Annotated in this window: 28 protein-coding genes and 1 riboswitch; of the genes, 10 read left to right on the forward strand and 18 right to left on the reverse strand. The window is 65.4% G+C overall.

Annotation, left to right across the window (positions count from 1 at the left end):
* Window positions 1-7: 7 nt before the first annotated feature.
* Window positions 8-1,483 (reverse strand): EAL domain-containing protein, encoded by a 1,476-nt coding sequence (locus I6F17_RS35745; protein WP_225190471.1) that lies wholly within the window; start codon window positions 1,481-1,483, stop codon window positions 8-10.
* Between the two features lie 295 nt (window positions 1,484-1,778).
* Between I6F17_RS35745 and I6F17_RS35750 the strand changes: the two genes are divergently transcribed.
* Entirely contained in the window at window positions 1,779-2,618 is an 840-nt protein-coding gene (locus I6F17_RS35750; protein ID WP_036039998.1) for a class I SAM-dependent methyltransferase, read from the forward strand.
* Between the two features lie 47 nt (window positions 2,619-2,665).
* On the opposite strand, the gene I6F17_RS35755 is transcribed toward I6F17_RS35750, so the two are convergent.
* The 7 genes from I6F17_RS35755 to uvrC all read right to left on the reverse strand — a co-directional run bounded on the left by I6F17_RS35755 (window position 2,666) and on the right by uvrC (window position 8,923).
* On the reverse strand, window positions 2,666-3,796 hold the full coding sequence (locus I6F17_RS35755) for a YihY/virulence factor BrkB family protein (RefSeq protein ID WP_225131972.1): 1,131 nt from the start codon (window positions 3,794-3,796) through the stop codon (window positions 2,666-2,668).
* Window positions 3,796-4,380, reverse strand: coding sequence for a phage holin family protein (locus I6F17_RS35760; RefSeq protein ID WP_036009277.1), 585 nt, complete (start codon window positions 4,378-4,380; stop codon window positions 3,796-3,798). Before I6F17_RS35760 ends, I6F17_RS35755 begins: the two co-directional genes overlap by 1 nt.
* A gap of 91 nt (window positions 4,381-4,471) precedes the next feature.
* Window positions 4,472-5,431: a 50S ribosomal protein L3 N(5)-glutamine methyltransferase gene (prmB, locus tag I6F17_RS35765; RefSeq protein WP_036040002.1), complete on the reverse strand. Its 960-nt coding sequence runs from the start codon at window positions 5,429-5,431 to the stop codon at window positions 4,472-4,474.
* Window positions 5,431-5,898 (reverse strand): molybdenum cofactor biosynthesis protein MoaE, encoded by a 468-nt coding sequence (locus tag I6F17_RS35770; protein ID WP_225131973.1) that lies wholly within the window; start codon window positions 5,896-5,898, stop codon window positions 5,431-5,433. Before I6F17_RS35770 ends, prmB begins: the two co-directional genes overlap by 1 nt.
* A gap of 4 nt (window positions 5,899-5,902) precedes the next feature.
* Window positions 5,903-6,154, reverse strand: a complete 252-nt coding sequence (gene moaD / locus I6F17_RS35775) for a molybdopterin converting factor subunit 1 (protein WP_036040006.1) — start codon at window positions 6,152-6,154, stop codon at window positions 5,903-5,905.
* Complete coding sequence (pgsA, locus tag I6F17_RS35780) at window positions 6,151-6,768, reverse strand: CDP-diacylglycerol--glycerol-3-phosphate 3-phosphatidyltransferase (RefSeq protein ID WP_128264816.1); 618 nt, start codon at window positions 6,766-6,768, stop codon at window positions 6,151-6,153. The genes moaD and pgsA overlap by 4 nt, the downstream gene beginning before the upstream one ends.
* A gap of 97 nt (window positions 6,769-6,865) precedes the next feature.
* A complete protein-coding gene (gene uvrC, locus I6F17_RS35785; RefSeq protein ID WP_225131974.1) occupies window positions 6,866-8,923 on the reverse strand; it encodes an excinuclease ABC subunit UvrC in 2,058 nt (685 codons plus the stop codon).
* Between the two features lie 250 nt (window positions 8,924-9,173).
* On the opposite strand from uvrC, the gene I6F17_RS35790 reads away from it, so the two are divergent.
* Window positions 9,174-9,797 carry an outer membrane protein gene (locus I6F17_RS35790; protein WP_225131975.1) on the forward strand — a complete coding sequence of 208 codons (624 nt, stop codon included), beginning with the start codon at window positions 9,174-9,176 and terminating at the stop codon, window positions 9,795-9,797.
* A 71-nt stretch (window positions 9,798-9,868) separates the two neighbouring features.
* Here the strand turns inward: I6F17_RS35790 and I6F17_RS35795 are convergent, their stop codons facing one another.
* From I6F17_RS35795 to I6F17_RS35810, 4 genes are all read right to left on the reverse strand, one after another.
* Window positions 9,869-10,084 carry a cold-shock protein gene (locus I6F17_RS35795; RefSeq protein ID WP_008544396.1) on the reverse strand — a complete coding sequence of 72 codons (216 nt, stop codon included), beginning with the start codon at window positions 10,082-10,084 and terminating at the stop codon, window positions 9,869-9,871.
* Between the two features lie 278 nt (window positions 10,085-10,362).
* Complete coding sequence (gene rlmJ / locus I6F17_RS35800) at window positions 10,363-11,223, reverse strand: 23S rRNA (adenine(2030)-N(6))-methyltransferase RlmJ (RefSeq protein WP_225131982.1); 861 nt, start codon at window positions 11,221-11,223, stop codon at window positions 10,363-10,365.
* Between the two features lie 123 nt (window positions 11,224-11,346).
* The gene (locus I6F17_RS35805) at window positions 11,347-12,039 is read right to left on the reverse strand and encodes a ribonuclease T2 (RefSeq protein ID WP_225131976.1); all 693 of its coding nucleotides are present in this window, start codon (window positions 12,037-12,039) and stop codon (window positions 11,347-11,349) included.
* A gap of 115 nt (window positions 12,040-12,154) precedes the next feature.
* Window positions 12,155-12,616 carry a hypothetical protein gene (locus I6F17_RS35810; protein WP_036027123.1) on the reverse strand — a complete coding sequence of 154 codons (462 nt, stop codon included), beginning with the start codon at window positions 12,614-12,616 and terminating at the stop codon, window positions 12,155-12,157.
* Between the two features lie 183 nt (window positions 12,617-12,799).
* Here I6F17_RS35810 and I6F17_RS35815 point away from each other — a divergent pair, with 183 nt between their 5' ends.
* Entirely contained in the window at window positions 12,800-13,099 is a 300-nt protein-coding gene (locus I6F17_RS35815; RefSeq protein WP_036027125.1) for a hypothetical protein, read from the forward strand.
* 45 nt (window positions 13,100-13,144) lie between these two features.
* The gene (locus tag I6F17_RS35820; RefSeq protein WP_036040017.1) at window positions 13,145-13,675 is read left to right on the forward strand and encodes a DUF3617 family protein; all 531 of its coding nucleotides are present in this window, start codon (window positions 13,145-13,147) and stop codon (window positions 13,673-13,675) included.
* Between the two features lie 67 nt (window positions 13,676-13,742).
* On the opposite strand, the gene I6F17_RS35825 is transcribed toward I6F17_RS35820, so the two are convergent.
* Genes I6F17_RS35825 through I6F17_RS35835 form a run of 3 tightly spaced genes read right to left on the reverse strand, consistent with a single transcriptional unit; the run spans window position 13,743 to window position 16,422 of the window.
* On the reverse strand, window positions 13,743-15,131 hold the full coding sequence (locus tag I6F17_RS35825; RefSeq protein ID WP_225131977.1) for an ATP-binding protein: 1,389 nt from the start codon (window positions 15,129-15,131) through the stop codon (window positions 13,743-13,745).
* Between the two features lie 20 nt (window positions 15,132-15,151).
* Window positions 15,152-15,883: a response regulator transcription factor gene (locus I6F17_RS35830; RefSeq protein WP_036009315.1), complete on the reverse strand. Its 732-nt coding sequence runs from the start codon at window positions 15,881-15,883 to the stop codon at window positions 15,152-15,154.
* Entirely contained in the window at window positions 15,880-16,422 is a 543-nt protein-coding gene (locus I6F17_RS35835) for a MarR family transcriptional regulator (protein ID WP_057027673.1), read from the reverse strand. Before I6F17_RS35835 ends, I6F17_RS35830 begins: the two co-directional genes overlap by 4 nt.
* Window positions 16,423-16,760: 338 nt before the next feature.
* On the opposite strand from I6F17_RS35835, the gene I6F17_RS35840 reads away from it, so the two are divergent.
* The 5 genes from I6F17_RS35840 to I6F17_RS35860 all read left to right on the forward strand — a co-directional run bounded on the left by I6F17_RS35840 (window position 16,761) and on the right by I6F17_RS35860 (window position 20,969).
* Window positions 16,761-17,843 carry a branched-chain amino acid aminotransferase gene (locus tag I6F17_RS35840; protein ID WP_036040033.1) on the forward strand — a complete coding sequence of 361 codons (1,083 nt, stop codon included), beginning with the start codon at window positions 16,761-16,763 and terminating at the stop codon, window positions 17,841-17,843.
* Between the two features lie 120 nt (window positions 17,844-17,963).
* Entirely contained in the window at window positions 17,964-18,488 is a 525-nt protein-coding gene (locus I6F17_RS35845; RefSeq protein WP_225131978.1) for a DUF2314 domain-containing protein, read from the forward strand.
* Between the two features lie 39 nt (window positions 18,489-18,527).
* A complete protein-coding gene (hisS, locus tag I6F17_RS35850) occupies window positions 18,528-20,048 on the forward strand; it encodes a histidine--tRNA ligase (protein ID WP_225131979.1) in 1,521 nt (506 codons plus the stop codon).
* A gap of 126 nt (window positions 20,049-20,174) precedes the next feature.
* Window positions 20,175-20,378 (forward strand): tautomerase family protein, encoded by a 204-nt coding sequence (locus I6F17_RS35855; protein ID WP_025033847.1) that lies wholly within the window; start codon window positions 20,175-20,177, stop codon window positions 20,376-20,378.
* Window positions 20,379-20,576: 198 nt separating this feature from the next.
* Complete coding sequence (locus tag I6F17_RS35860; protein ID WP_036009365.1) at window positions 20,577-20,969, forward strand: thioesterase family protein; 393 nt, start codon at window positions 20,577-20,579, stop codon at window positions 20,967-20,969.
* Window positions 20,970-20,987: 18 nt separating this feature from the next.
* Here the strand turns inward: I6F17_RS35860 and I6F17_RS35865 are convergent, their stop codons facing one another.
* The 3 genes from I6F17_RS35865 to I6F17_RS35875 all read right to left on the reverse strand — a co-directional run bounded on the left by I6F17_RS35865 (window position 20,988) and on the right by I6F17_RS35875 (window position 23,945).
* Window positions 20,988-22,349 carry a flagellar biosynthesis protein FlgA gene (locus I6F17_RS35865; RefSeq protein ID WP_128264804.1) on the reverse strand — a complete coding sequence of 454 codons (1,362 nt, stop codon included), beginning with the start codon at window positions 22,347-22,349 and terminating at the stop codon, window positions 20,988-20,990.
* 67 nt (window positions 22,350-22,416) lie between these two features.
* Window positions 22,417-23,241 carry a pyrroline-5-carboxylate reductase gene (gene proC / locus I6F17_RS35870; RefSeq protein WP_225131980.1) on the reverse strand — a complete coding sequence of 275 codons (825 nt, stop codon included), beginning with the start codon at window positions 23,239-23,241 and terminating at the stop codon, window positions 22,417-22,419.
* Window positions 23,242-23,444: 203 nt separating this feature from the next.
* Window positions 23,445-23,945, reverse strand: coding sequence for a YbjN domain-containing protein (locus tag I6F17_RS35875; RefSeq protein ID WP_225131981.1), 501 nt, complete (start codon window positions 23,943-23,945; stop codon window positions 23,445-23,447).
* Window positions 23,946-24,378: 433 nt separating this feature from the next.
* Window positions 24,379-24,538: riboswitch (FMN riboswitch) on the forward strand.
* 78 nt (window positions 24,539-24,616) lie between these two features.
* Here I6F17_RS35875 and I6F17_RS35880 point away from each other — a divergent pair.
* Entirely contained in the window at window positions 24,617-25,174 is a 558-nt protein-coding gene (locus I6F17_RS35880) for a 6,7-dimethyl-8-ribityllumazine synthase (RefSeq protein WP_036027167.1), read from the forward strand.
* The last annotated feature ends 135 nt before the right edge of the window (window positions 25,175-25,309 follow it).

Consider the following 25,309-nt stretch of genomic DNA (forward strand, 5'->3'; position numbering starts at 1 on the left):
CGGCCGATCAGATGCGGCGCGCGAGCGCTGCGTTGCCGGTGATGCGCTGGGGCGGAGGCGCCGAAGAGGTCGCGCCTGAGCTGGGTGTGGCGGAGCCATTGGATCCCTGAATGTCCTTCGCCTGGTTCGGCGAGGCCCCGCCGGTAGCAGATGCCCCCTCCGGCCGCAATGGCCGGGGCGGCGCGAACAGGAAGCCCTGTCCAAACCGCACGTCATAGTCGAGCAGGTCGACCACGGCGCGCTCGCCTTCGATCCGTTCGGCGATCAGATCGATGCCGAAGCGGCCGAGCAGGTCGGAGAGGTCGGACGGGTGGATGTCGGAGGCGGAGGCCTGCTTGGGATCGAGCAGCAGCGCGGCCGGCACCTTGATGAAGCGAACCCCGCGATCGGCCAGCTCGCGCGGCTCGATGCGCAAATCCGTGACATGGTCGATCGAGAAACGGAAACCGCGCTGGGCAAGCGCCGCGAGGTTCTCGGTCTCGGCGGGGCCGAGATTGCGGAACGTCGACTGCTTGAACTCCAGCACCAGCGAGGGCGCCAGCGCGCGGTTGGCTTCCAGGAAATCGAGACATTGCGCGAAGGTGGTGGAATTGCCCAGCGTGGACGCCGCGACGTTGCAGAACACGCCGACGTCCTTGTTGCGCACCATCAGACGCCGCAGCACCTGCACGCATCGCAGCATCACCATGTTGTCGATGCGCCCGATCAGGCCCGAGGCTTCCGCGATGCTGATGAACTCCTCGGCGGCGATCAGCTGGTCGCGCTCGTCGCGCAGGCGCGTCACCGCCTCGTAGAACCGCACCTTGCGCTGCGGCAGCGTGACCATCGGCTGCAGGAAGATATCGATGCGGTTCTCGTCGACCGCATTGCGCAGCGTCGCCAGCAATTGGGTCTGGTTGCGCCCATTGGCGGTCTGAACCGGGGGGGCAGCCTGGATCTGCACCGTCGGCGGCGCCGGCCGTGGCGGGGGCTGCGGAAGCGGAGGAGCGAGCGGCTTCTCCTCGAAGGGGGCAGCCAGATCGATCGGCGTTTCCGGCTCGGGCCTTGAGACCGGGGCGGGTGCGGGGGCCGGCGCGTTGCCGGCGAGCAGATCCTCATGGACCGCCACGGTGGTGGCGAGCTGCCTGACCAATCCGCCGAGTTCGTTGATCTCGCCGATGACCGACTGGATGCGGTCGGAATTGGTCGAATTGGACGCGGCGATGCGGCTCTCGACCGCAGCCAGCCGGCGGCCGAACTCGGCCACCTGGCGGGCGAGGTCGGCGGTGCCGCGCGAGAGATCGGCGATCTGGCCGCCGACGTCGCTGCGGTCGCGCAGCCGCATCGACACCGCGTTGTAGAGGATCAGGAAGGTCAGCGCGGTCAGCGCCACGATCGCCGATTCCGTTCCGCTGATGCCGGCGACCGAATAGAGCACGAGCCCGAGCGAGGCCGCGACCAGGACCATGCAGATGGCGATGAAGATCGTCGAAATGCGAATCATGCCGCGCGTTATGCCTTCAAGAGCTGACTGCCTCACCCGGGGAAAACACGGGTCGCTCGACCTCGTCACGCCTCATGCTCCCCCAAGCTTCGATCAGCCTAACATCATTGTTGATTCGAGGGGATAGGACTGTGTCGGAGCCTATTCAGGCCCGCGCGCCCAAAGCGTTTCGTCACACGTCTGCCGGCTCAGGTGCGGAAATCAAGACGCTCTCAGCGGAAAATCATGCCGCCCTCAAGGCCAGCGCGCCGCATGCGCCCTATCGTCCCGGCGTTTTCAACCACAGGAGATTGCCATGTCGACATCCGCCGCCCTCAAGCCAGCCGCCCTCGAACCCGATCTTGCCGCCGTCAAGCAGCGCCAGCACGGCGCCTGGTCGTCCGGCGATTATGCCGTGGTCGGCACCACCTTGCAGATCGTCGGGGAACAGCTCTGCGAGGCCATCGACCTGCGCGCCGGCAGCAAGGTGCTGGACGTCGCTGCCGGCAACGGCAATGCGACGCTGGCGGCGGCGCGGCGCTGGTGTGACGTCACATCCACCGACTACGTGCCGGCGCTGCTCAAGCGCGGGCGCGAGCGCGCCATGGCCGAACACCTCGCCATCGAGTTCCGCGAGGCGGATGCCGAGGCGCTGCCGTTTGCGGATGCCGCCTTCGACGTCGTGCTCTCGACTTTCGGCGTGATGTTCACACCGGATCAGGACAAGGCCGCTTCCGAGCTCGCGCGGGTCTGCAGATCCGGCGGCAAGATCGGCCTTGCCAACTGGACGCCGCAAGGCTTCATCGGCCAGCTGTTCAAGACCATCGGCAAGCATTTGCCGCCCCCGGCGGGCGTGAAATCGCCGGCCATGTGGGGCACGACGGCACGGCTCGAGGAGATGTTCGGCGGCGTGGCCGCGGAGATCGCCGCCGAGCCGCGCATGTTCGTGTTCCGCTATCGCTCGCCGGACCACTGGCTCGACATCTTCAAGACCTACTACGGTCCCACGCTGAAGGCGTTTGCCGCGCTCGACGCAAGCGGCCAGGCCGCGCTGACGCGCGATCTCCTGACGCTGCTCGAAGAGTTCAACCACGCCGATGACGGCACGATCGTGGTGCACAGCGAATATCTGGAAGCGGTGATCACCAAGCGCTGATAGCGCCCGAGATGCGGTCGGGCCAGCTTCGGCCCGACCGCATGCGATCAAAATGGCGCGGTGGCGCCGACGGTGTCGGCGGAGACGGCGTCCCGGGTGCCGAGCGGCTTCGCCCGCCCGGTGGTGGTGTCGCGCAGCGTCTGCCGCTCGATCTCCGAATTCAGCTCGGCGCCGAACATGATGACGATCGCCGACATCCACATCCACGTCATCAGGCCGATTGCAGCGCCCAGCGAGCCGTAGGTCGCGTTGTAATTGGCGAACTCCGAGAGATACCAGGATAGCAGGGCAGAGCCCGCGATCCAGAGGATCGCGGCAATCACGGCGCCGAGGCTCAGCCATTGCCAGCGCGGCGCATCGCGGCTGGGCGCGAAGCGATAGAGGATGGCGAGTGCGACCAGCAGGATGATGAACAGCAGCGGCCATCGTGCCAGCGCCACGATCAGCTTGCTTTCGGGAGCCATGCCGAGATGGTTGAGCGCAAGCGGGAAGGCGACGACGGCTCCCACCATCAACAGCAGCGCCACGATGCCGCCGACGGTGAAGGCCAGCGAGACCATGTTCAGCCGGATGAAGCTGCGCTTCTCGCGTTCCTCATAGGCGACGTTGAGGGCGTCGAAGATCGCCTTGACGCCGGCATTGGCGCTCCAGATCGCAAGCAGCAGGCCGACCAGGAAGGTAAGGCCGAGCGTCGCATTGCCGTTCGACACCACGCGCGCGACCTGGTCCTCGACGATCTGGAACGAGCCCTCCGGCAGCATGGTGGCAAGCGTGTGCAGATTGGCGCTGATGGTGGCGGGGTCGGCGAACAGGGCATAGGAGGAGACGAGCGCGGTGACTGCGGGGAAGAGCGCGAGCAGTCCGAAGAAGACGACACCGCCCGCCGTCGCGAGCAGGCGATCCTCGTCGATGCGTTGATAGGTCCGCCAGAAAATGTCCTTCCAGCCAGCCCAAGGGATCTCGAACGGGCTTTTCGCCCGGCGGCCGCGGCCCGGCTGCATCGCCGCACCGGCCGGGTGCGTTTCCGGGGAATTCGCTTCGCCCTTGCGGTGGTGTTGCGGAGGCCCGGGCCTCGCCAGGCCGGAATCCTGAAAGTAGCGCTCCGCGGTCAGCACGAACACGGCCGTCGCCGCCACCAGCAGCCAGGAATCGATCTGTTCGGGGCGCCGCGCCAGCATCACGCCTCCAGACTATGCCTGTTGCGTCGCCGCCGGGCGGCCGTCAGCCCGACCAGGCCGACCGCCGCGAGCATCAGGCCGAGCTGCACGGGACGGTTGGCGCGAGCCGGCCAGGTCTTGATGCCACCGCGCTCGCCCGGTGCGAGCGGCGCGAGGGGAATCGTCGTTGCGACCTCCTTCACCGCCTCCTTGACCGTTCCACGCGGGATCCGGGGCGTGGCGATCGCCACGCGCAGACGGCTCGCGAGCGGCACGACCGGCTTGGCCTTGCGTTTCATCTGGGCCATGGCCACCCCGGCACAGACCGCAGCCAGCACCAGCAGCACTGCGGCGACGGCGCCAAATCCCCAGAACTGCCCGTAGGTGATCCCGACCCAACGGTACAAGGCGATCAGGCCGACGAAAAATGCCGCGACAACGAACAGGCCGGCGACAGCGAACAGCCCGCCGGCCACCGCGTAGGATGTCACCTTGCCTGTGGCCTGGCTGGTCTGGTCACGCAGATAGGATTGAGCAGCGCGTTTGACGTGATTGAGCTTGAGCGCCATCCCGGCGCGCAGCAATTCGCCCGATGGCGCGAGCATGCGGACATCCTCCCAAGACGAGAAAATTCATCGGGGGATGAACGTGGCGATATTTGACTTGTTCCGACGGAGCGTGATCGGCCGCGATGAATCAGCCGAGATCGGCGGCCGCGATCCAGAACACCTCGCCCTCGGAATCTTCGGTGTCCAGCCAGAGCAGCGGCAGTTCCGGAAAGGCCTCGTCGACCAGCTCGCGGCCGCGGCCGATCTCGCAAATCAGCCCGCCATCTGGGGTCAGGTGATCGGGCGCATCGCGCAGGATCCGGCGCACCACGTCGAGACCGTCGGCGCCACCATCGAAGGCGAGCTTCGGCTCGGCCCGGCACTCCGGCGGCAATGCCGCCATGCCCTCGGCGTCGACGTAGGGCGGGTTGGTGATGATCAGGTCGTATCTGTTGCCGCCGAGCGGGGCGAACAGATCGCCGCGATACAGGCTGATGCGGTCCTCGAGCCCGTATTCGCCGACATTGCGCGCAGCGACCTCGAGCGCGCCTTTGGAGATGTCGACGGCGTCGATGGCGGCGTTCGGGAAATGATGCGCGGCGAGGATCGCGAGGCATCCCGAGCCCGTGCAGAGATCGAGCACGCGCTCGACCGCCGTCGGGTCGTCGATCAGCGATCCGGCCTCGCCGTCGGCGCCGAAATGCGACTCCAGGAGCTCGCCGATGAAGGAGCGCGGAACGATGACGCGCTCGTCGACATAGAAGGGCAGGCCGCGCATGTAGATCTTGTTGACGAGATAGGCGGCCGGTTTGCGCGTCGTGACGCGCTGATGGATGAGGTCAAGGAGGGTCTTGCCTTCCGCGGCGCTGACGCGCGCGTTGGCGAAGATCTCGAACTGGTCGGGATTGAGATGCAGCGCCTCGCAGACCAGGAACGCGGCTTCCGCGACGGGATCGGTCGTGCCATGAGCAAAGGAAAGCTTGGCCTCGACGAAGCGGCTCACGGCATAGCGGACGAAGTCGAGCAGCGTGAGAAGCTCGCCGGGTCCCACCTTCGCGAGGTCAGGCGCGGCGCGGCCGCGCGCGGTCTTTTTCGTTGGCTTGGCCATCAGGATTTGGTCCAGCGTGCGGCGGCTTCGTCGTCACGGGCATGGGCCTCGACCCAGCCGGTGCCGGTGGCGCTCTCTTCCTTCTTCCAGAACGGCGCGCTGGTCTTGAGATAGTCCATCAGGAACTCGGCGGCTTGGAACGCCGCCTGTCGGTGCTGCGAGGCGGTCACCACCAGCACGATGTTTTGGCCCGGCATCAAGCGGCCGACGCGGTGGATCACCGTGATGCCGTTGAGCGGCCAGCGCGAGACGGCCTCGTCGGCGTGGCGCCTGATCTCTTCCTCCGCCATGCCGGGGTAATGTTCGAGCGTCAGCGCGGCGACCTTGGCGCTGTCATCGTCGGTGCGGCAGATGCCGGAAAATGTCACCACAGCGCCGATATCGGTCCGGCTGCTCGTCAGGACCGAGATCTCGCGCGCGATGTCGAAATCGTCTTCCTGGATACGGATGGTGAGGGGGCAGGTCATGAGGCTAGCCGCCGGTCATGGGCGGGAAGAACGCGATCTCGCGGGCGCCTGCGATGGCGGCGTCCTGCTTGACGTGAGCGCGGTCGATCGCGGCGCGGATCACCTTCGGCTTCTCGAACGCGTACGCATAGGCTTCGCTTTGGCTGGAGAGCCAGGCGATCAGCTCCTCGATGGTGCGCACGCTCGCGGGAGGCTCGATCGTCTCTTCGGCCTTGCCGACGCGCTCGCGTACCCAGGCGAAATACTTCACCTTCATCCCTCGTCCTCCTTAATGAGGTGATGGATGCCGGCGCGGAAATAGTCGTAGCCGGTGTACATGGTGAGGATCGCCGAAGCCCACAGCAGTGCGAGCCCAATCATCGAGACCACCGGCACCACCTGATCGCCGGCTGGGCCGGCGATCAGGAAGCCGATCGCAACCAGCTGGACCGTGGTTTTCCACTTCGCAAGCTTGGTCACGGGCACGCTGACACGGAGCGCAGCCAGATATTCGCGCAGGCCCGAGACCAGGATCTCGCGGCACAGGATCACGATGGCGGCCCATAGCGACCAGCCGTGAATGATGCCGTCCGCGGCCAGCATCAACAGGCAGGAGGCGACTAGCAGCTTGTCGGCGATCGGATCGAGCATGCGGCCGAAAGCCGATTGCTGATTCCAGATCCGCGCGTAATAGCCATCGAGGTAATCCGTCACCCCTGCGGCGATGAAAATGGCGACCGCGAGCCAGCGCAGCCAGAGCGGCTGATCCAGAATCGACTGCGCATAGATGCATCCGACCACGACCGGGATCGCGGCGATCCGGCCATAGGTCAGGATGTTGGGGAGGGACATCGCGCGGCTGGTCGTCCCTCGTGTGGTGGCGATGTTCATCCGTCCTACCAATACCGCTGCTGCCTGAACGTCAACCGTCCCGCGCCCCAAATGAGGTGCGGACACGACGATCATATGACTGCGGTCCCCCTTTAGTTCATCCCGGCTGGGGATGGAAATACTCGAAAATCCTGCGCGCACTCTCGGCGCTCACCCCCGGAACCTTGCCGAGATCGGCAATCGAGGCCCGTTCGATCTCCTTCAGGGTTCCGAAATGGTGCAGCAAGGCACGTTTGCGTGACGGGCCAATGCCCGGAATCTCCTGCAAACCAGCCTCGCGGATGTCCTTCTTGCGCAGCTTGCGGTGCGAGCCGATGACGAAGCGATGGGCTTCGTCACGCAGCCGCTGGATGAAATAGAGCACGGGATCACGTGGCTCCAGCTTGATCGCCTCGCGCTCCGGCATGAACAGGGTCTCGCGGCCGGCATCCCGGTCCGGTCCCTTGGCGACTGACATCAGCGACACCTGGGTCAGGCCGAGATTGGCGAAGATCTCGCGCACGGCGTTGAGCTGGCCGCGTCCGCCGTCGATGATCACGAGGTCGGGCCATTGCGGGAAATCGTCGTCCTTGGCCTTGGCGGCATCCTCGGGTGGATTGATCAGGCGCTTGAAGCGGCGCTCCAGCACTTCGCGCATCATGGCGAAGTCGTCGCCGGGCGTGATCCCTTCCGACTTGATGTTGAACTTGCGGTACTGGTTCTTCACGAAGCCATCTGGGCCCGCGACGATCATAGCGCCGACCGCATTGGTGCCCTGGATGTGGCTGTTGTCGTAGACCTCGATGCGCTTGGGCACGTGCGGCAGGCTCAGCGTCGCGGCCATGGCCTCGAGGAGCCGGCTTTGCGTCGCGGTGTCCGCGAGCTTGCGGCCGAGCGCCTCGCGCGCATTGGTCAGCGCGTGGGTGACCAGCTCCTTCTTCTCGCCGCGCTTGGGCGCGGTGACCTCGACCTTGTGGCCAGCCTTGATCGACAGCGCGTTGGCGAGCAGCTCGCTCTCCTCGATATCGTGCGAGAGCAGGATGTTCCTCGGCGGCGGCTTGTCGTCGTAGAACTGCGCCAGGAAGGACCCCAGCACCTCCTCCGGCGTAAAGCTCTTCTCCGCGCGCGGAAAATAGGCGCGGTTGCCCCAGTTCTGTCCGGTGCGAAAGAAGAACACCTCGACGCAGGAGAAGCCGCCCTCCTGGTGGATGGCGAACACGTCGGCTTCCTCCACCGTGCGCGGATTGATGCCCTGCTGCGACTGGATCGCCGACAGCGCGGCGAGGCGGTCGCGGTACAGTGCGGCGCGCTCGAATTCGAGCTCGCTCGAGGCCTTCTCCATCTCGCCGGCGAGCTCCTGCTTCACCGCATGGCTCTTGCCGGAGAGGAAATCGCTCGCCTCGCGCACCAGCGTCGAATAGCCGCCGAAATCGATCTCCCGGGTGCAGGGTCCGGCGCAGCGGCGGATTTGGTGGAGCAGGCAGGGCCGGGTGCGGCTCTCGAAGAAGGAATCAGTGCAGGAGCGGATCAAGAACGCGCGCTGCAGCGCCGTGATGGTGCGGTTGACCGCGCCGGCGGAGGCAAACGGGCCGAAATAGCGCCCGGGCCGGGTCTGCGCACCGCGATGTTTCAGGATCTGCGGCGCCCAATGGTCGCCGGTGATCAGGATGTAGGGGAACGACTTGTCGTCGCGAAGCTGCACGTTGAAGCGCGGCCGCAGCTGCTTGATCAGGTTGGCTTCCAGCAGCAGCGCCTCGGTCTCGGTCGTGGTCGAGACGATCTCCACGGTGACGGTGGCCGCGATCATGCGCAGGATGCGGGCCGGCAGCGGCGCACTCTGGCGCGCATAACTGGACAGGCGCTTTTTGACGTTCTTGGCCTTGCCGACATAGAGCACGTCGGCGTTCGCATTGAGCATACGATAGACGCCAGGCGAGGTCGGTGCGAGGCGAACCGCGCGCTCGATCGCCTCGTGACCGGTCGCGAGCGGGCCTTCGCCGACGGCGCCGCTCTCTTCCAGGATGTCCGGCAGCAGGGCATCGTCCTCGTCATCACCCCCTGCCGCCGCGGGATCTACGTCCGGCCCGGCCAGCCGCTCGGGCGGCGTGTCGCTCGCAGCAGCCGGCGGCGCCTTTCGCGCGCGGTCGTCCGGATTGTCGGGGGAATCGTGAACCATGGGACGAATTTAGGCGCTGGGGGGACTGATTTGAAGTTCCGGCCATGCGGCACGCACAGAGGTTGGCGGGCAGCTCCCGGTAACGCTTCCTTAAGTCTGTTAAGCGGGCGGTAACCCGGCTTAACAGCCCTTTAACTTAAAACTCTCGATAAATCCTACGCGAAAAGCTCTTGGTTCCGTAACCATCCGGTTTTGCTCGCGCGGCGGCGCGGGCATCGCTCGGGTTGCGATAGTTGCGTTGGAGTGAGTGATGAAGAGGCTCGTAGTGGGCGCAGCCGCGTTGGTTGCAGCTGGCTGGACAGCTTCGGCAGGGGCCGCCGATCTCAGTTACGGGCAGCGTGCGCCCTACACCGTCAATCAGCCGCTCAATGCCTATAGCTGGGCGGGTCCCTATCTCGGCGGCAACATCGGCTATGAATGGGGCTCGGTCGACAACAACCCCACCAAGCCGTCCGGCTTCGTCGGCGGTGTGCAGGCCGGCTACAATTTCCAGAACGGCCCGTGGGTGTTCGGCGTCGAGGGCGACATCCAGGCTGCCGGCGCCGACGACACTTTTGCGCCGTGGAAATTCTCCAATCCGTGGTTCGGCACCCTGCGCGGCCGCGCCGGCTATGCGTTCAACAACGTGCTGTTCTACGGCACCGCCGGTCTCGCCTTCGGCGAGCTGCGCGCGCAAACCTTCGGCTGGACGGAGTCGCACACCAGCGCCGGCTGGACCATCGGTGCCGGTGCGGAAGTCGGCCTCGCGCCGAACTGGAGCGCCAAGCTCGAATATCTCTACATCGATCTGTCGACCAGCCAGTTCGCAATCACGGGCGTGTCAAACGGCTATAGCGCCAACGTTGTGCGCGCAGGCGTGAACTATCGCTTCTGACATCCAAAGAAGAAAATACCGGACCAGCCTCCCGGCCGCTCGCGGCCGGGATTTTTTTTGTGCCAGGCTCGCTAGGAGAGGATCACCAGATTGACCGCCTTCGGTCCCTTCCCCTTCTTGTCCGGTTCGACTTCGAAAGTAATACGCTGTCCTTCGGCAAGGTCCTTCAGTCCCGCCCGCTCCACAGCGGTGATGTGAACGAAGACATCGCGACCGCCGTCGTCAGGCTTGATGAAGCCGTAGCCGCGCTCGCCGTTGAAGAACTTGACCGTTCCCGTCATGGCCATCGGGAAACTCCCCCTCATTGCTCCTCCGTCGCGACGCAGACTCACGTCGCGACATGACCGGGCCTTACGGAGCCCGGGAGCTGGCCATCCTTGGACGGACCTGATCGGTCCGGCGGGATCTTTCTTAGGGCCTTCACTCCGCCGCAACCATTCGCGGAAGCGGAACGTAAAGCCAGTCACGGAAATAGCATAATACGGTTCTTTGCAGATTGACTACCGGTCCTGCATATTTTTCCCAAGAATGCCGGAGTGTTACGGCTTGGCGCCAATGCTTGGCGCTAAGGCTTGGGCACCTCCAGTCGGAATCTGGCAGCCCCGCCCTGGCCGAGCGGTATTTCCAGCTCCGGCAGAATGGTCTTGAGCTCGCCGTGCAGCGTGTAGGGCGGGTTGACGATCAGGAGACCGGTGGATGTGAGGGCGGCGCTGTCGGCTTGCGGCGCGGCGCTGAATTCGAGGCGCAGGCATTTTCCAGGCGGCTTTGCTGCAGCTGCGAGCCGCGCCACGGTTTGCGCCAGCGTGTCGGTGGCGCGCCGGTTCTTGGCGGGATACCAGATTACGTAGATACCGGTCGGCCATTTCGCGAACGCCGCCGAGAAGGCTTCGCCAAGCCGCTCGAACTCGTCCCTGGCCTCGAAGGGCGGATCGATCAGCACGAGGCCACGCCGCTCCTTCGGCGGCACGAAGGCCGGCAGCGCCACCCAGCCGTCGAGATCGACCACGCGGGCCTGCTCGTCGCGGCGCAGCGCATCGATCAGCGCTTTCCGTGCCTTCGGCTCGAGCTCGCAGGCGACGAGCCGGTCCTGCGGCCGGAGCAGGCCGCGCGCGATCAACGGCGAGCCCGGATAGGCCTTGAGCTCCCCCTTCGGATTGAAGGCGCGGACGATGTCGAGATAAGGCTTCGTCAGCGCCGCGCTCTTGTTCGACAGACGGGCCTGCAGCAGCCGCGCAATGCCGGTCAGCCATTCGCCGCCGCGGCGCGCCTCGTCGCTGTCGAGATCGTAGAGGCCGGCGCCGGCATGGGTGTCGATGACGCGGAACGCTGCCGGCTTGTCCTGCAGATAAGTGAGGATGCGCGCCAGCACGATGTGCTTGATGACATCGGCGAAGCTGCCGGCGTGGAAGGCGTGGCGGTAGTTCATGGCGGAGAGGACTACGTTGTCTGGCGCGATCCTAACCCCTGTCATTGCGCGCGCAGCGAAGCAATCCAGAAATGCGTCCGCGGAGGCACTCCGGATTGCTTCGCTGCGCTCGCAATGACTGAGCTACCCGCCCCTGATCGGCGGCATCGTCACCTGGTCGCGGCGGCAGGCGCGGTGCTCGATCTCGTCGCAGGCGCGGAATTGCAGGTCCTTGCTGAGGCAGATGCGGACCTCGGACAGCCGTGTCCTGTTGCAGGTGACCGAGACGGCGGCATTGCTGAGACCCGGATTGGCCTTGATGAAGGCTTCCTCGACCTCCGCCGGCGCGACGGTCTTGGCCTGCGCCAGATCGAGATATTCGGCCGGAATCTTGATCGCAGCGCGCGCCTTGCGGATCATCTCAAAATAGCCGCGGCCCTCCAGCCCGGAGCAGGTGCCGTGCTTGTCCCATTCGTTGAAGATCAGGCCCGGCGCCGGCATCAAATCGAGCATCGAGGAAACGATATTGCGGTTCAGCCGCGGCGCCGGCCGTTGGCAATATTCGGGGAAGCCGTTTTCATATTGCGGCCACAGCCCATGCACCACGAAGGCGTAGGGCCGTCCGCCGCATTGCATCTGGGACCGGCCGCCGCGTTCGGCTGCTTCCTCGCAGAACGAGGGCGACCACGATAGCGCCAGCACATAGAAATCGAACTCGCCGGGTGCGTTCTGCCGCTTGTCCTGCGCCTTCGCACCGCCGGCGAGGCTCGCCAGCCCCGCAGCGAGGATCAGCGAGATCATCAAACGGGACAACGAACGCAATCTGGAGTAAAACATGGCGACGCCCCTCAACTAGACTGTGCACACAGCCTAGCAGGCGATGGGAACATTTCAAGAACAAAATTGGAGCTGTCGTCGGCCGGCTGATCAGCCCAGCCAGCCGCTGCTGGAATCAGGGCTTGGCGGCGCGGCACGCCGGGTTATAGGCCCAGTTGCGATCCACCCCGACGACGCACCATTCGACGCCGTTGCCGTAGGAGGCGAAGCCGCCATCCTCGATGATCGAGAAATGCACCTTGCGCGGCTTGCCGTCATTGAGCATGGCCTCGCCGGTGCAATAGCGGCGCGGAATGTTGTCGGACTGCCAGGGCCGGAACGCGGTTTCGCGAACGGCGGAGAAGCCGGTGATCTGCAACGAAGAATTCCAGAACTTGGATTCCTTTTCGGCGAATTCGTGCACGATCCTCGGCAGAGCCCAGTCGCAAGGGGCGACGGCGCCGTCATAGCGCGGCCCGCTCAGCCAGAAATTCAGCTCCAGCGGATTGGCGGCCCTGGCCTCGCCGAGTGACAATGCTCCGAACATGAGGCCGAGCACGGCGGCGAAACGGAGCGATTTCTCGAAGGGGGCGCGCATGATCAATCCGGGCAGCTAAGGTCTTGCGAAGGCCGGACGGTGCCGCGAAGGTTGGGGGAGGTCAAGTGCAGCGCGGCAACACTTCGCAAGGACTTGACCAAGTGTCGCGGCCAACAGGGGTTCGGTTCTTTTCACGTGCGTCGCGGCACCGTAAACTGGCGCCAGCCAATTGGAGTGACGGGAATGCGAATCATTGCGGCCGCGGGCCTTCTTGCCAGCCTGGTTGTCTCAGGCATGATGGCGAGCCAGTCGGCGCGCGCCGATTACGTGCCGCCGTTCAAGGGCAACGACACCGGCGGCATCATCGCCTATTCGATGGCGACCCGGGTCGATGCGCGCCAGGTCGCGGTCGATCATTGCGCCCGCTACGGCAAGGTGGCGAAATTCCTGGCCGTGCAGGGCTATGAGGGCGGCTACATCTCGTTCTCGTGCCGCTGGGTGCCTTATGGCGCCGCCGACCGGCCGATCCGCACGCTGTACTGAGCGCTGTCGGAAGGCCGTACTTCTCTATAGCCGGGAGCTTCCCTCATGACGCGCAAACTTGCTTTGCTCGGCTCAATGCTTTGCCTCGCATTGTCGGCAGGCAATGCCCGCGCCGACGACCTGCCGCTGCGCAAGGCAGGTCTTTGGGAGATGAAGCTGGTCACATCAGGCTCGCCCGTGCCCGAGATGATCATGCAGCACTGCACCGACGAGACCGTCGACAAGGAGATGAGCAACAACGTCTCCCCGATGGCCAAGCAGGTCTGCGCCAAGCAGGAGATCAAGAAGACGGCGACCGGCTATGTCAGCGATTCCGAGTGCAGCGTCGCCGGCGTCAGCACCACCTCGCATGCCGAGATCACCGGCGACTTCAACTCGGCCTACACGGTGAAGACCACTTCGCACGCAAAAGGCGGCATTGCTGGTGCGGCAGGGCGCGACAGCACCACGACGCTGCAAGCCAAGTGGCTCGGGGCCTGCAAGCCGGATCAGAAGCCCGGCGACATCGTCATGCCCGGCGGCTTCAAGATGAACACGCGCGACATGGACAAGCTGAAGGCGCTGTTGCCGAAGTAGGTGTGCTCTTTCCCTCTCTCCTTGTTGTGGGAGAGAGTGGCTCGCCGCGTTAGCGGCGAGACCGCACCTACACCGGGATCCTCACGCTCGCCCTCAATCCCCCCATCGGGCTGTCGCCCAGCGTGATGTCGCCGCCGTGCGAGCGGGCGATGTCGCGGGCGATCGCGAGGCCAAGGCCGGTGCCGCCTTCATCCTGGTTGCGGGCGTTGTCCAGCCGCAGAAACGGCTTGAACACCTCGTCGCGCAGGTGCGCGGGAATGCCCGGGCCGTCGTCATCGACGGTGACGGTCAAATAACGGTGATCGCGCTGGCCGGTGATGGCGATGTTCTTGCCGTAGCGCGCTGCGTTGGTGACGAGGTTGGCGAGGCAGCGCTTGAACGAGGCCGGCTTCACCGTCACCACGGGCAGGCCGTTGAACGCGACGGTCGCGGTATGGCCGTGGCGTTCGGCATCGCTGCGCAGCTCTTCGAGTGCCTGCGCCATGTCGGTCGGCTGCGACTGTTCGCCGGAATCGCCGCGCGCAAACGCGAGGTAATCCTCCAGCATCATCGACATCTCGTCGACGTCCTTGCGCATGCCCTCGAGCTCGGGACTGTCGCCGATCAGTGCCAGCTCGAGCTTGAAACGGGTCAGGATGGTGCGCAGATCGTGGCTGACGCCGGCGAGCATCGCGGTGCGCTGCTCCATCGTGCGCTCGATGCGCGATTTCATCTCCAGGAAGGCGACGGCCGCGCGCCGCACCTCGCGCGCGCCGCGGGGGCGGAAATTCGGGGCCTCGCGGCCCTTGCCGAAACTCTCGGCGGCGTCGGCGAGGCGCAGGATCGGCTTGATCTGGTTGCGCAGGAACAGCACCGCGACGATCAAGAGGATCGAGGATGTGCCGACCATCCAGAACAGGAAGATCTCCGAGTTCGAGGCATAGGCGGCGCTGCGCTGCGCGAACACGCGCATCACGGCGTCGTCGAGCTGGATGCGGATCTCGACCAGGTTGGAGCGGCCGACCGTGTCGATCCAGAACGAGCGGCCGATCTGGCGGCCGAGCTGCACCGACAGCGTCTGGTCGAGCAGCGAGAAGAACGGCTTTGGTCCCGGCGGCGGCATGTCGCCGGCAGGCAGGAAATCGACCACGAGGCCGAGCCGCTGCTGCGCGATGCGGCGGATCTCGTTGCGGTCCTTATCTTGCGGATAGCCCTTGTAGACGTCGATCAGTGCGGCGATGTCCTGAACCACTGCGGCCGACAATCGGCGCGTCACCGTGTTCCAGTGCCGCTCCATGAACACGAAGGCGACGACCGATTGCAGGATCACCATCGGCACGATCATGATGAGGAGCGCGCGGGCGTAGAGGCCGGTCGGCATCCAGCCCTTGAACGCGTTGCCCATCCAGCCGTTGGCGGCCGAGACGCGGCCGGCGGCGCTCTTCAGCAGCGTCAGGCCGGTATCGATCGTGCTCATCTGGCGCGCTTCACTGCGGTTCAGGGCGAGGCCACCAGGCGGTAGCCGATGCCGCGCACCGCCTGCAGGAACAGCGGATTGGCGGGATCGGTCTCGATCTTGCGCCGGAGGCGGTTGATCTGCACGTCGACGGCGCGCTCGTTGACGCTGCCATTGCCGGTCAGCGCGCTGCGCGGCACGGTCTCGCCCGGCGTCTCCGCGAGAATCCTCAGCATCTCGCGCTCGCGGTCGGTGAGGTGGATGACCTCCTCGCCCTGGCGCAATTCGCCGCGTTCGAGATGGTAGACATAGGGGCCGAAGGCGATCTTCTCGATCGTCGTGGCCTGCGGCGGCGGCGCGGCGCGCTTGAGGATGTTGTTGATGCGCAGCGCCAGCTCGCGCGGCTCGAACGGTTTTGCGACGTAATCGTCGGCGCCGATCTGCAGGCCCTCGATGCGGGCTTCCGCCTCGTGGCGCGCCGTCAGCATCACGATCGGCACCGACGACGAGGTGCGGATGAAGCGGGCGAGGTCGAAGCCGGTCTCGCCGGGCATCATGACGTCGAGGATCAGGAGATCGAAATGCAGGCCCATCAGCTTCGAGCGCGCATCACCGGCGCTCGCCGCGGTGGTGACGCGGTAGCCTTCACTTGCAAGAAAGCGCGAGAGCAGGTCGCGGATGCGGCGGTCATCGTCGACCAGCAAGAGATGCGGGGCATCGTCGGCCGGTTGCACCGGCGGGCGCGCGAGCGTGGCTGCGAGCGGCACGGTCACTCCTTGGCGTCTTGTTTGACGGAAGCGAAGATCGTCTCCAGCACCTTGTCCGGATCGTCGCGGTCGATCATCGCGCGCAGGAAGCGCTTGACCGTCTCGGCGTCCTGCGGACCCATCTCCGCGAGCGCCCTGGTGATCCGCGTGGTCTGCAGCCCGGCGAGCTTCTGCACCAGCGCCTCGCCCTTCGGCGTCGCGTAGAGCAGGCGCTGGCGACGATCATTGTCGCCGGTCTTCTGCACGATATAACCCTCGTCCAGGAGCTGCTTCAGCACCCGGCCGAGCGACTGTTTGGTGATGCGCAGGACGTCGAGCAGGTCGGCGACCTTGAGCCCGGGATAGCGGTAGACGAAATGCATGACCCGGTGATGGGCCCGGCCGAAGCCGAACGCCTCCAGCTCCTGGTCGGGGTCGCCGACGAAATCGCGATAGGCGAAGAACAGCAGCTCGATGATATCCCAGCGCAAATTGCCTCCATCGCCTGCGGCCGGCCGGGGCGCGGCAGCGTCTTGAGAAGGAGTCGCGAAATTTATGTCAGGCATATTGACGTATCTTGGGTTCAATGTTACAAAACGATCGACCCGGACGAAATTTTAGATCGTTTCGCGCCGGGTGGCATCGGAGCAGGACGGCCGGAGAGAGCCGGACAGGCGGCGACGGCCGAAGCAGATCTACCGTGCGATTGTCGAGCGGCATTTCGGCAAAACATACTGGACTTCCGCCTTCCGCAAAAGCATGTCCTGCCCGACATGGTGGCCGCGGAAACCGGCCGTAACATGGCTGGCGGCGGTCCGGCCAGAAACCAATCAAGCCAGCCGGGCCCGAACGGGCAGGGCGGGCGCGAGCAACAGCGCCGCCACCGGCAGCGGGAGGCAAGGACATGAGCATGACATTCGACATCCAGCCCGCATCCAATCCGACGCCTGAGAAGGATCGTGTCGCCAAGCTGGTGGATCCCGGCTTCGGACGGGTCTTCACCGATCACATGGCAATCGTCCGCTACAACCAGGCCAAGGGCGGCTGGTACGAGGCGAAGATCGAGGCGCGCGCCAACTTCCAGCTCGATCCCGCCGGCGCGGTCCTGCACTACGCCCAGGAGATCTTCGAAGGCCTGAAGGCCTACAAGCGCGACGACGGCGGGGTGAACCTGTTCCGTCCCGACGCCAATGCGCGCCGCTTCAAGGACTCGGCCGATCGCATGGCGATGGCGCAGCTGCCCGAAGACGTCTTCATCGAGGCGGTCGAGCAGGTCGTGCGCATCGACCGCGCCTGGATGCCGGGCGGCGAGGGCAGCCTTTACCTGCGCCCGTTCATGATCGCGAGCGAGACCTTCCTCGGCGTCAAGCCGTCGTCCGAATACATCTTTGCGGTGATCGCCTCGCCGGTCGGCTCCTACTTCAAGGGCGGGCCCGCGCCGGTCTCGATCTGGGTGTCGGAGAACTACACGCGCGCCGCGATCGGCGGCACCGGCGCGGTCAAATGCGGCGGCAATTATGCCGCGAGCCTGCGCGCCCAGGCCGAAGCGATCCAGCACGGCTGCGACCAGGTCGTCTTTCTTGATGCAGTCGAGCGCCGCTACATCGAGGAGCTCGGCGGCATGAACGTGTTCTTCGTGTTCGACGACGGCTCGCTGTCGACGCCGCCGCTCGGCACCATCCTGCCCGGCATCACCCGCGACTCCATCATCACGCTCGCCCGCGACGCCGGCAAGACGGTGCGCGAAGAACCCTATACGCTCGAGCAGTGGCGCAAGGACGCGGCCTCAGGCAGGCTGAAGGAAGCGTTCGCCTGCGGCACCGCCGCCGTGATCTCGCCGATCGGCAAGGTGCGCTCGGTCAGCGGCGATTTCGAGATCTCGGGCGGCGCCGCCGGCCCGGTTGCCATGGGCCTGCGCAAGCAGCTCGTCGACATCCAGTACGGCCGCACCAACGATCCGCACAACTGGATCCGCAAGGTGTTTTGATCTCTTCACCCTCCAGGGGAGGGTAAAAAGCGCAACGTTTGTGGCTTATTGCGCACTGAACGTGCTGCTGCCGACATGCGACAAAGCCAGGACACAACAAGCGTCCTGGACATCGCGATCATGGCAATGAAACTCTCCCGACCCATGAAATGGGTCGTTCTCGCCGCCATCACCGGCGTTTGCGTTTTTGGCATCCTGACCATCGGTCCGACCCAGGAGGTCGCAGCGCAAGACCGCTCGCCGATCGTCGACGTGCGCACCGGCGATCCCGAGATGAATGCGGCTATCGAGCGGGGCCGCGCTACGCTCCCGACCTTCTGGGCCTCCTACGCATCGCCGAAGCCGTCGGAAACCGGGCACGCCTTGAAGGTGCGCTTCTCGACCCGCAAGGGCGGCGAGCACATCTGGGTTGGCGAGGTGAAGAAGCAGCCTGACGGGACCTTGACCGGCGTCTTCGCCAACGAGCCGCGCGATCTGCCGGGCAAGCGAGCCGGCGATAAGGTCAAGTTCGCGGAGGCCGACATCTCGGACTGGATGTTCATGCGCAACGGCAAGATCGTCGGCGGCGAGACCATCAAGCCGACGCTGAAATCGCTGCCGAAGGCCGACGCGGACGCGCTCCGGGCGCGACTGGAGCAGCCGTAGGGCAGTTGCCGCCCCGCGCCGCGGCTGGTAAACGCCCGCATGGCCGAAAAACCCAAAAAACCCCAGAAACTGAAGGCGCGCCTGCCGCGCGGGCTCGAGGATCGCGACCCTGCCGCGATCCGGGCGACGCGCGAGATGGTCGAGAAGATCCGCGCCGTCTACGAGCTCTACGGTTTCGAGCCGGTGGAGACGCCGGCGATGGAATACACCGACGCGCTCGGCAAATTCCTGCCGGATCAGGATCGTCCGAACGAGGGCGTGTTCTCGTTCCAGGACGACGACGAGCAATGGATCAGCCTGCGCTACGATCTGACCGCGCCGCTGGCCCGCTACGTCGGCGAGCGCTACGGCACCGACGGGCTGGTTCTGCCCTATCGCAGCTATCGGGTCGGCTACGTCTTCCGCAACGAGAAGCCCGGCCCCGGCCGCTTCCGCCAGTTCATGCAGTTCGATGCCGACACGGTCGGCTCGGCGACGCCGGCGGCGGACGCCGAGATCTGCATGATGGCGGCGGACACGATGGAGGCGCTCGGGATCGCGCGCGGCCAGTACCTGGTGAAGGTGAACAATCGCAAGGTGCTCGACGGCGTTCTGGAAGCCATTGGCCTCGCGGGTGAGGAAAATGCGGCGCGCCGACTGACCGTGTTGCGTGCGATCGACAAGCTCGACAAGTTTTCCGCGGATGAAGTGCGCAAGCTGCTCGGTCCCGGACGCTGGGATGGCGGCGAGGAAGGCAAGGGCGACTTCACCAAAGGCGCCAATTTGAGCGCGGCGGAAGCCGATGTTGTTCTCGCCATCACCAAGCCGCGCGAGGATTGGAAAGAAGCAATTGCCGCGGCAGAAACCTATCTCACCAAGAGCGAAGTCGGTCAGGCCGGCGTCAGCGAGCTGGAAGAGATTGCAAAACTGGTCACGGCCTCGGGCTATGGTGCGGATCGTATCAAGATCGATCCCTCGGTCGTGCGCGGCCTCGAATATTACACCGGTCCCGTCTACGAGGTCGAACTCCTGCTCGATACCAAGGACGAGAAGGGCCGCCCGGTGCGCTTCGGCTCGGTCGGTGGCGGCGGGCGTTATGACGGCCTCGTCTCGCGCTTCCGCGGCGAGCCGGTGCCGGCAACCGGCTTCTCGATTGGCGTATCGCGGTTGCAGGCGGCGCTGACGCTGCTCGGCAAGCTCGACACGCGGCCCGAATTCGGCCCGGTAGTCGTCACCGTGTTCGACCGCGACCGCGTCGCCGACTACCAGAAGATGGTGGCGAGCTTGCGCAGCGCCGGAATCCGCGCCGAGCTCTATCTCGGTAATCCCAAGAACATGGGCAACCAGCTCAAATATGCCGATCGCCGCAACTCACCTTGCGTCATCATCCAGGGCTCGGATGAAAAGGTGCGCGGCGAAGTGCAGGTCAAGGACCTGATCGAGGGCGCCAAGGCGGCCGCCGCGATCGCCTCCAACCAGGAATGGCGCGAGACCCGGCCGGCGCAGTTCTCGTGCAGCGAAGCCGATCTCGTCGCAAAAGTGCGCGAGGTCCTGGGCCGCCATGACGTGAAGTGGGGCTAGCTATTCGCAGGCCGCGTCATGCCCGGGCTTGTCCCGGGCATCCACGTCTTGTTTGATAGAGAAGAACGTGGATGGCCGGGACAAGCCCGGCCATGACGACAGCAGCAGGGCAGCAGGGAGAGAAGAATGCCTGAGATCACCATCAGCATGGCCGAGGGCCGTACCGACGAGCAGAAGGCCGGCATGATGCGCGACATCACCCAGGCGCTGGTGAAGAATCTCGGCGTCGATGCCGATGCCGTCGTCATCCAGATCAACGAAGCTCCGCTCCGCCACAAGATGAAGGGCGGCAAGACCTTCGTGGAGCGTGCGGCGGCGGCGAAGAAATAGCCAGCGCGGTTGCGGCAAACGCCGCTATCGTCCCGGACAAGCGTCAGCGCAGATCCGGGACCCATAACCACAGGAGGTGGTTGTGGGTGAAGCGGTCACTCCGAGTCCCCGCAACCACGACGTCCTGTGGTTATGGGTCCCGAATCGGCGCGCGCTTAAGGCGCGCTTGTCCGGGACGACACTGAGTGTAAGGGGTCCATGGACGCACGCGACTTCATCACAACAGGCATGAGCGCCGAGCGCACGCTGGTGGTCCCGGTGGAGCGCACCGTCGGGCATTTCGTATCAGGCATGCCTTTTGTCTATGCGACGCCGATGATGATCCTGGAGATGGAGATGGCATCGGGCGATGCGATCCGCTCAGCGCTTCAGCCGGGCTGGGTCACTGTCGGCACCGAGGTCGACATCCGCCATCTTGCCGCCGCGCTCGTCGGCGCGACCGTGCGGACCACCGCAAAGGTGGTCGCGGTCGAGCGCCGCGTCATTCGCTTCGAGGTTGAGGCATTCGAGGGCCCGCGCAAGCTCGGCGAAGGCCGCCACGCCCGCGGGCTCGTCAATGTCGAGATGTTCAACAAGCGGCTCGGGGCTTAACGCGGCCGTGGACTTCGCCTAATCCACCTTCCGCGCTTTTGGAGACGAATACGACGTTTCCTGCTCCCTGCGGAGACGCACGGCAGGCAGCCTCTCGTCAATCGCCACATCCGCCCAGGTGATGCAGGCGTCTTTGGCTACCGCCTTGGTCAATCGCACATTGTGCGCAAGCCCGAGTGGCAGATAGCGCTTTTCAAGGGAGGTGCTGGCGGGCGTCAGTTTGCCGAAGACGGTGTAGCCGCCTTCTCCGTCGAGCATGTCTCCCTCGCGCAAGTCCTTCTTGGCTGTGGCAGCAACATCGGCGTTGAACGTCGTGGCGACGCCTGTCGCCTCATTGCGCAGAGCGATCGAGGCAACTGAAATTCCAAGCTCCAGCCCTATGAGATGCCACTTCTTGTAGGAGCTCATGTAACGACCGCTCGGATCGGTGACGACGCTGTATTCCTGGAAACAGTTGCGGATGTAATCGCTGTCGCCTTCGAAACAGACCCACACGCCCTTGCGGATGTCGTTGGGGATGGGTCTGCCTTCGGCCGTCAGGCAGGATACGACCTCGACCTGGCCCTTGGATTCCAGGATGCCGCCCTCCGAACGGGGGCGCATCAGCGTGGGGATGTCGTCGACCGATCCCGGTGGGAATGCAAGGCCATGCGAGGGCGCCTCCAGGCCGGTTGCGTTCGCGATCGCGGCAGATTCAATCGCAGGCTTGGAGCCGTCGAGGAACGCGTTGAACATTTTTGGATTCATGCCCCCGCGCGCAGCTTGCTCTGCAGACAATCCCCAGTGATCCCAGACCGTTTCGGGCGTCGATTCCCGGTAATGCGGCAGCCATTTGTGGCCGCGGCCCGCTGCCACGACGGGAAAACCGCAGGCCCTCGCCCAATCTACGAGGTCGCAAGCGAGAGCCGGCTGATCGCCATAGGCCAGGCTGTAGATCACGCCGGCCTGCCTGGCTCTCTGCGCGAGGATCGGTCCGCAGAAGGCGTCGGCTTCGACGGTCACGTTGATGACGGCCTTGCCTGCAGAAAAGGCGCCGAGGCAGTGCTCGACCGCCGCGACAGGATTGCCGGTGCACTCTGCGATCACCTCGATGCCTTCGCACTTCACAAGCGCTTCCCAGTCGTCGGTCAGGAAGGTCGTGCCGTACTTGAGAGCATCCCCGAGTGAGGTCGCGGCGAACTGCTCCGGGCGCCACCCCACCCGGTACAGGTTTTCGCGGGCACGCGATGGGGACAGGTCAGCAATTCCAACGAGATGGACGCCCGGCGTACGCAGGACTTGATGGAGATACATTGCGCCGAACTTGCCCGCCCCGATCAGTCCGATTTTGATGGGGCGCCGCTCGGCCTGTCGTTCGAGAAGTTTCGCGTAGAGGTTCACGATTGCTCTCCCTATCGGCAACGACCGGGATCGCCGCGCATTCGGCCGCCGAAGCGCTCTGATCCGTCTACTTCGCCAATTCCTTCGACCGCTGCGTGGCCGCCGCGATGGCGCGGACCATGAGATCGCGCAGGCCCGCCTCGCCCATCAGCACACTGAGCGCTGCGGCCGTGGTGCCGCCGGGCGAGGTGACGTTCTGGCGCAGCGCGCTGGACGGCAGCTCCGACTGGTGCAGCAGCTCGCCGGAGCCGGCGACGGTCTCGCGGGCGAGCTTGGTCGCCAGCGCCTCCGGCAATCCCGCTTCGACGCCGGCGCGGGCGAGCTCTTCGGCGAGCAGGAACACATAGGCCGGGCCCGAGCCGGACACGGCGGTGACCGCGTCCATCAATCCTTCATCCTCGACCCATTCAACCGAGCCGGTGGCGCGCAGCAGCGCATCCGCCACCGCGCGCTGCGCGGCGCTGACGTTGTTCGCGGCAACAGCGACGGTGATGCCGCGGCCGATCGCTGCCGGCGTGTTCGGCATCGCGCGCACCACGGCGCCGCCACAGACCTCTTGGAGCGCGGCGATCGTGGTGCCCGCCATGATCGAGACCACCGACGTCTGGTCCGAGACGAACGGCTTCAGCCTGGCGCCGGCCTCGCGGAACATCTGCGGCTTCACCGCCACGACCAGCGTCTCGACGGCGCCCGCGGTGCTCACATCAGGATTGAGCACGACGCCCTTGGCGGCCAGCGCGGAGATCTCGGGCGCAATGTGCGGCTCGATCACCGCGACGCGGCGCGGATCGAGCCCGCCCGAAAGCCATCCGGTCAGCATCGCGCCGCCCATCTTGCCGGCGCCGGCAAGCAGGATTGTGCCGGTGACGTTTTGGAGGGTGCTGTTCGCCATCGGTGTCGCCAGATACTCGGTGTCGTCCCCGCGAAGGCGGGGACCCATAACCACAGGCCGTTCTAATGGACGGAGGGCAGAGCAACAAGCGTTGTGCCACAAGCGAAATCACGCGGTCTGGATCCCGGATCTGCGCGCGCTTTGGGGCCGCTTGTCCGGGATGACGTGGGGAGGGAGCTGCCGCCCTCGCGCCTTGGGAGGCCCTACGCCTCGCCCACCGTATCGAACATTGCCGCGTCCATCGCCTCCGCCGTGCTCTTGCCGGCCCATACCACGAACTGGAACGCGGGGAAGTAGCGCTCGCAGGCATGAATGGCGCCGGCAAGCATGACCTCGCATTGCGCCGGCGAGGCGGTGAGGCCCCCCGGCAGCACCAGGGCCTGGCGGTGCATCACCATGCCGGTGGCGGTCCACAGGTCGAAATGGCCGACCCACAGCTGTTCGTTCACGGCGGCAACGAGCCGCTGCACCTCGCCGCGGCGCGCGGGCGGAATCTTCATGTCGAAGGCGCAGGCCAGATGCAGCGCCTCGATCTCCCCCATCCAGGTGAAGGAGAGCTGGTAGTCGGTCCATTGTCCCTTGGAGACAATCGTGAGCTCGTCCTCGCCGGAGCGTTCGAACGGCCAGTTGTTGCTGGCGGCGATGTCCTCGACCACCGCGAGCGGATGGTTTCTGGAATCGATAGTGCCTTCGAGCAGGGACATGCCGTCTCGACCTCTTGCCTTCTTGTTGTCTTTGATACGCACGCGGTTGGGCCCGGCGCGCACTCCCTAAAACGTCGCTGCGGCGTCCCTCGGATCAGCCTTTGCAATCCCCTCGGAGTCGCTGTTGCGATCCCTCGGATCAGCGCGGGCCTGTCGCGGATCAAGTGATGTGATTTGCGGAATCTGCGCAACGGGGTCGCGAGTCCGTCCACAAGCCAGGACTCGTTCGTCCACAGCTCATCTCCGCCACAATTCTTAACGGACGAGAACAAACCGGAATCGGATTCGGCAAAAAAGCTCGCCGCAAATTCCGTGGGGCGAGGGCCGAACCGCCGCCGCGGCATGGCACCATGCGCTTGGCCCATGCGGAACACGCTTGCCGCGACTGCCCGGCGGCGGCATATTTCCTGATAGGCCGTTCATCCCGGACGGCCGATGTTCTCAGGGCGGGGTGAAAGTCCCCACCGGCGGTAAGGGCCGACAGGCCCAAGCCCGCGAGCGCCTTCCGCAAGGGTTTATCCCGAACGGAAGGGTCAGCAGATTCGGTGCAACTCCGAAGCCGACGGTTAAAGTCCGGATGAAAGAGAACGGTCGCTGGCAGACGCATCGAGACGATGCGGCTGTTTGTCGTTCCGTGTGCCCTGATTCTGGTCCTTGAACCGAGGAAAGCCATGAATCAGATGCTGCAAGACCCCCAAACCGAAACGTCCCAAACGCCGCCGCCGGTTCCCGTGGATCCGGCCCCCGCGCATCCGCGCTTCGCCAAGCCGCAGCGGGTGGCCTTCGTGCAGGCCTGCTGGCACCGCGACGTGGTCGCGGAAGCCCGCATCGCCTTCATGAAGGAGGCGGAAGCCCGCCACCTCACCCATGTCGACGTGTTCGAGGTGCCGGGCTCGTTCGAGATCCCGCTGCACGCGCAGGTCCTCGCCAAGACGCGGCGCTACACCGCGATCGTCGCGGCCGGCCTCGTCGTCGACGGCGGCATCTACCGCCACGAATTCGTCGCCGACACCGTGATCAAGGCGCTGATGGACGTGCAGCTGCGCACGGAGGTGCCGGTGTTCTCGGCCGTGCTGACGCCGCAGCAATTCCACGAGACCGAGGTGCACTACGATTTCTTCCGCAAGCACTTTGCGATCAAGGGCGTCGAGGTCGCGACCGCCTGCGCGGAGACGTTGCACGGCCTGGAGCGCCTGCGCGGCCAGGTCGCCGCGGGGATCGTGGGGTAGGCAGACTGTCGTAGCAACCATTAAAGCGGGCGCCCGATTGCCTTGAGCATGACGCCGCGCTTGCGACCGTCAAGGCGTGGCCTGGCGGCAGCGGGTATGAGGCGAGAGCAGAGCGACGGCCAGCCTTGACGGCCG

The organism is Bradyrhizobium sp. NBAIM18 (genome assembly GCF_020193825.1).
GTDB lineage: Bacteria > Pseudomonadota > Alphaproteobacteria > Rhizobiales > Xanthobacteraceae > Bradyrhizobium > Bradyrhizobium yuanmingense.

Bases quoted from the DNA above. Each gene is read 5' to 3' on its own strand.
- I6F17_RS35860 (WP_036009365.1), top strand. From the start codon at position 20,577: ATGGACGCACGCGACTTCATCACAACAGGCATGAGCGCCGAGCGCACG.
- proC (WP_225131980.1), bottom strand. From the start codon at position 23,241: ATGGCGAACAGCACCCTCCAAAACGTCACCGGCACAATCCTGCTTGCC.
- pgsA (WP_128264816.1), bottom strand. From the start codon at position 6,768: ATGAACATCGCCACCACACGAGGGACGACCAGCCGCGCGATGTCCCTC.
- I6F17_RS35810 (WP_036027123.1), bottom strand. From the start codon at position 12,616: ATGCGCGCCCCCTTCGAGAAATCGCTCCGTTTCGCCGCCGTGCTCGGC.
- I6F17_RS35755 (WP_225131972.1), bottom strand. From the start codon at position 3,796: ATGCTGGCGCGGCGCCCCGAACAGATCGATTCCTGGCTGCTGGTGGCG.
- uvrC (WP_225131974.1), bottom strand. From the start codon at position 8,923: ATGGTTCACGATTCCCCCGACAATCCGGACGACCGCGCGCGAAAGGCG.
- I6F17_RS35840 (WP_036040033.1), top strand. From the start codon at position 16,761: ATGAGCATGACATTCGACATCCAGCCCGCATCCAATCCGACGCCTGAG.
- I6F17_RS35855 (WP_025033847.1), top strand. From the start codon at position 20,175: ATGCCTGAGATCACCATCAGCATGGCCGAGGGCCGTACCGACGAGCAG.
- I6F17_RS35760 (WP_036009277.1), bottom strand. From the start codon at position 4,380: ATGCTCGCGCCATCGGGCGAATTGCTGCGCGCCGGGATGGCGCTCAAG.
- I6F17_RS35825 (WP_225131977.1), bottom strand. From the start codon at position 15,131: ATGAGCACGATCGATACCGGCCTGACGCTGCTGAAGAGCGCCGCCGGC.
- I6F17_RS35875 (WP_225131981.1), bottom strand. From the start codon at position 23,945: ATGTCCCTGCTCGAAGGCACTATCGATTCCAGAAACCATCCGCTCGCG.
- I6F17_RS35790 (WP_225131975.1), top strand. From the start codon at position 9,174: ATGAAGAGGCTCGTAGTGGGCGCAGCCGCGTTGGTTGCAGCTGGCTGG.
- moaD (WP_036040006.1), bottom strand. From the start codon at position 6,154: ATGAAGGTGAAGTATTTCGCCTGGGTACGCGAGCGCGTCGGCAAGGCC.
- I6F17_RS35750 (WP_036039998.1), top strand. From the start codon at position 1,779: ATGTCGACATCCGCCGCCCTCAAGCCAGCCGCCCTCGAACCCGATCTT.
- I6F17_RS35805 (WP_225131976.1), bottom strand. From the start codon at position 12,039: ATGTTTTACTCCAGATTGCGTTCGTTGTCCCGTTTGATGATCTCGCTG.
- I6F17_RS35745 (WP_225190471.1), bottom strand. From the start codon at position 1,483: ATGATTCGCATTTCGACGATCTTCATCGCCATCTGCATGGTCCTGGTC.
- I6F17_RS35835 (WP_057027673.1), bottom strand. From the start codon at position 16,422: ATGCCTGACATAAATTTCGCGACTCCTTCTCAAGACGCTGCCGCGCCC.
- prmB (WP_036040002.1), bottom strand. From the start codon at position 5,431: ATGGCCAAGCCAACGAAAAAGACCGCGCGCGGCCGCGCCGCGCCTGAC.
- I6F17_RS35815 (WP_036027125.1), top strand. From the start codon at position 12,800: ATGCGAATCATTGCGGCCGCGGGCCTTCTTGCCAGCCTGGTTGTCTCA.
- rlmJ (WP_225131982.1), bottom strand. From the start codon at position 11,223: ATGAACTACCGCCACGCCTTCCACGCCGGCAGCTTCGCCGATGTCATC.
- I6F17_RS35770 (WP_225131973.1), bottom strand. From the start codon at position 5,898: ATGACCTGCCCCCTCACCATCCGTATCCAGGAAGACGATTTCGACATC.
- I6F17_RS35845 (WP_225131978.1), top strand. From the start codon at position 17,964: ATGGCAATGAAACTCTCCCGACCCATGAAATGGGTCGTTCTCGCCGCC.
- hisS (WP_225131979.1), top strand. From the start codon at position 18,528: ATGGCCGAAAAACCCAAAAAACCCCAGAAACTGAAGGCGCGCCTGCCG.
- I6F17_RS35880 (WP_036027167.1), top strand. From the start codon at position 24,617: ATGAATCAGATGCTGCAAGACCCCCAAACCGAAACGTCCCAAACGCCG.
- I6F17_RS35795 (WP_008544396.1), bottom strand. From the start codon at position 10,084: ATGGCCATGACGGGAACGGTCAAGTTCTTCAACGGCGAGCGCGGCTAC.
- I6F17_RS35820 (WP_036040017.1), top strand. From the start codon at position 13,145: ATGACGCGCAAACTTGCTTTGCTCGGCTCAATGCTTTGCCTCGCATTG.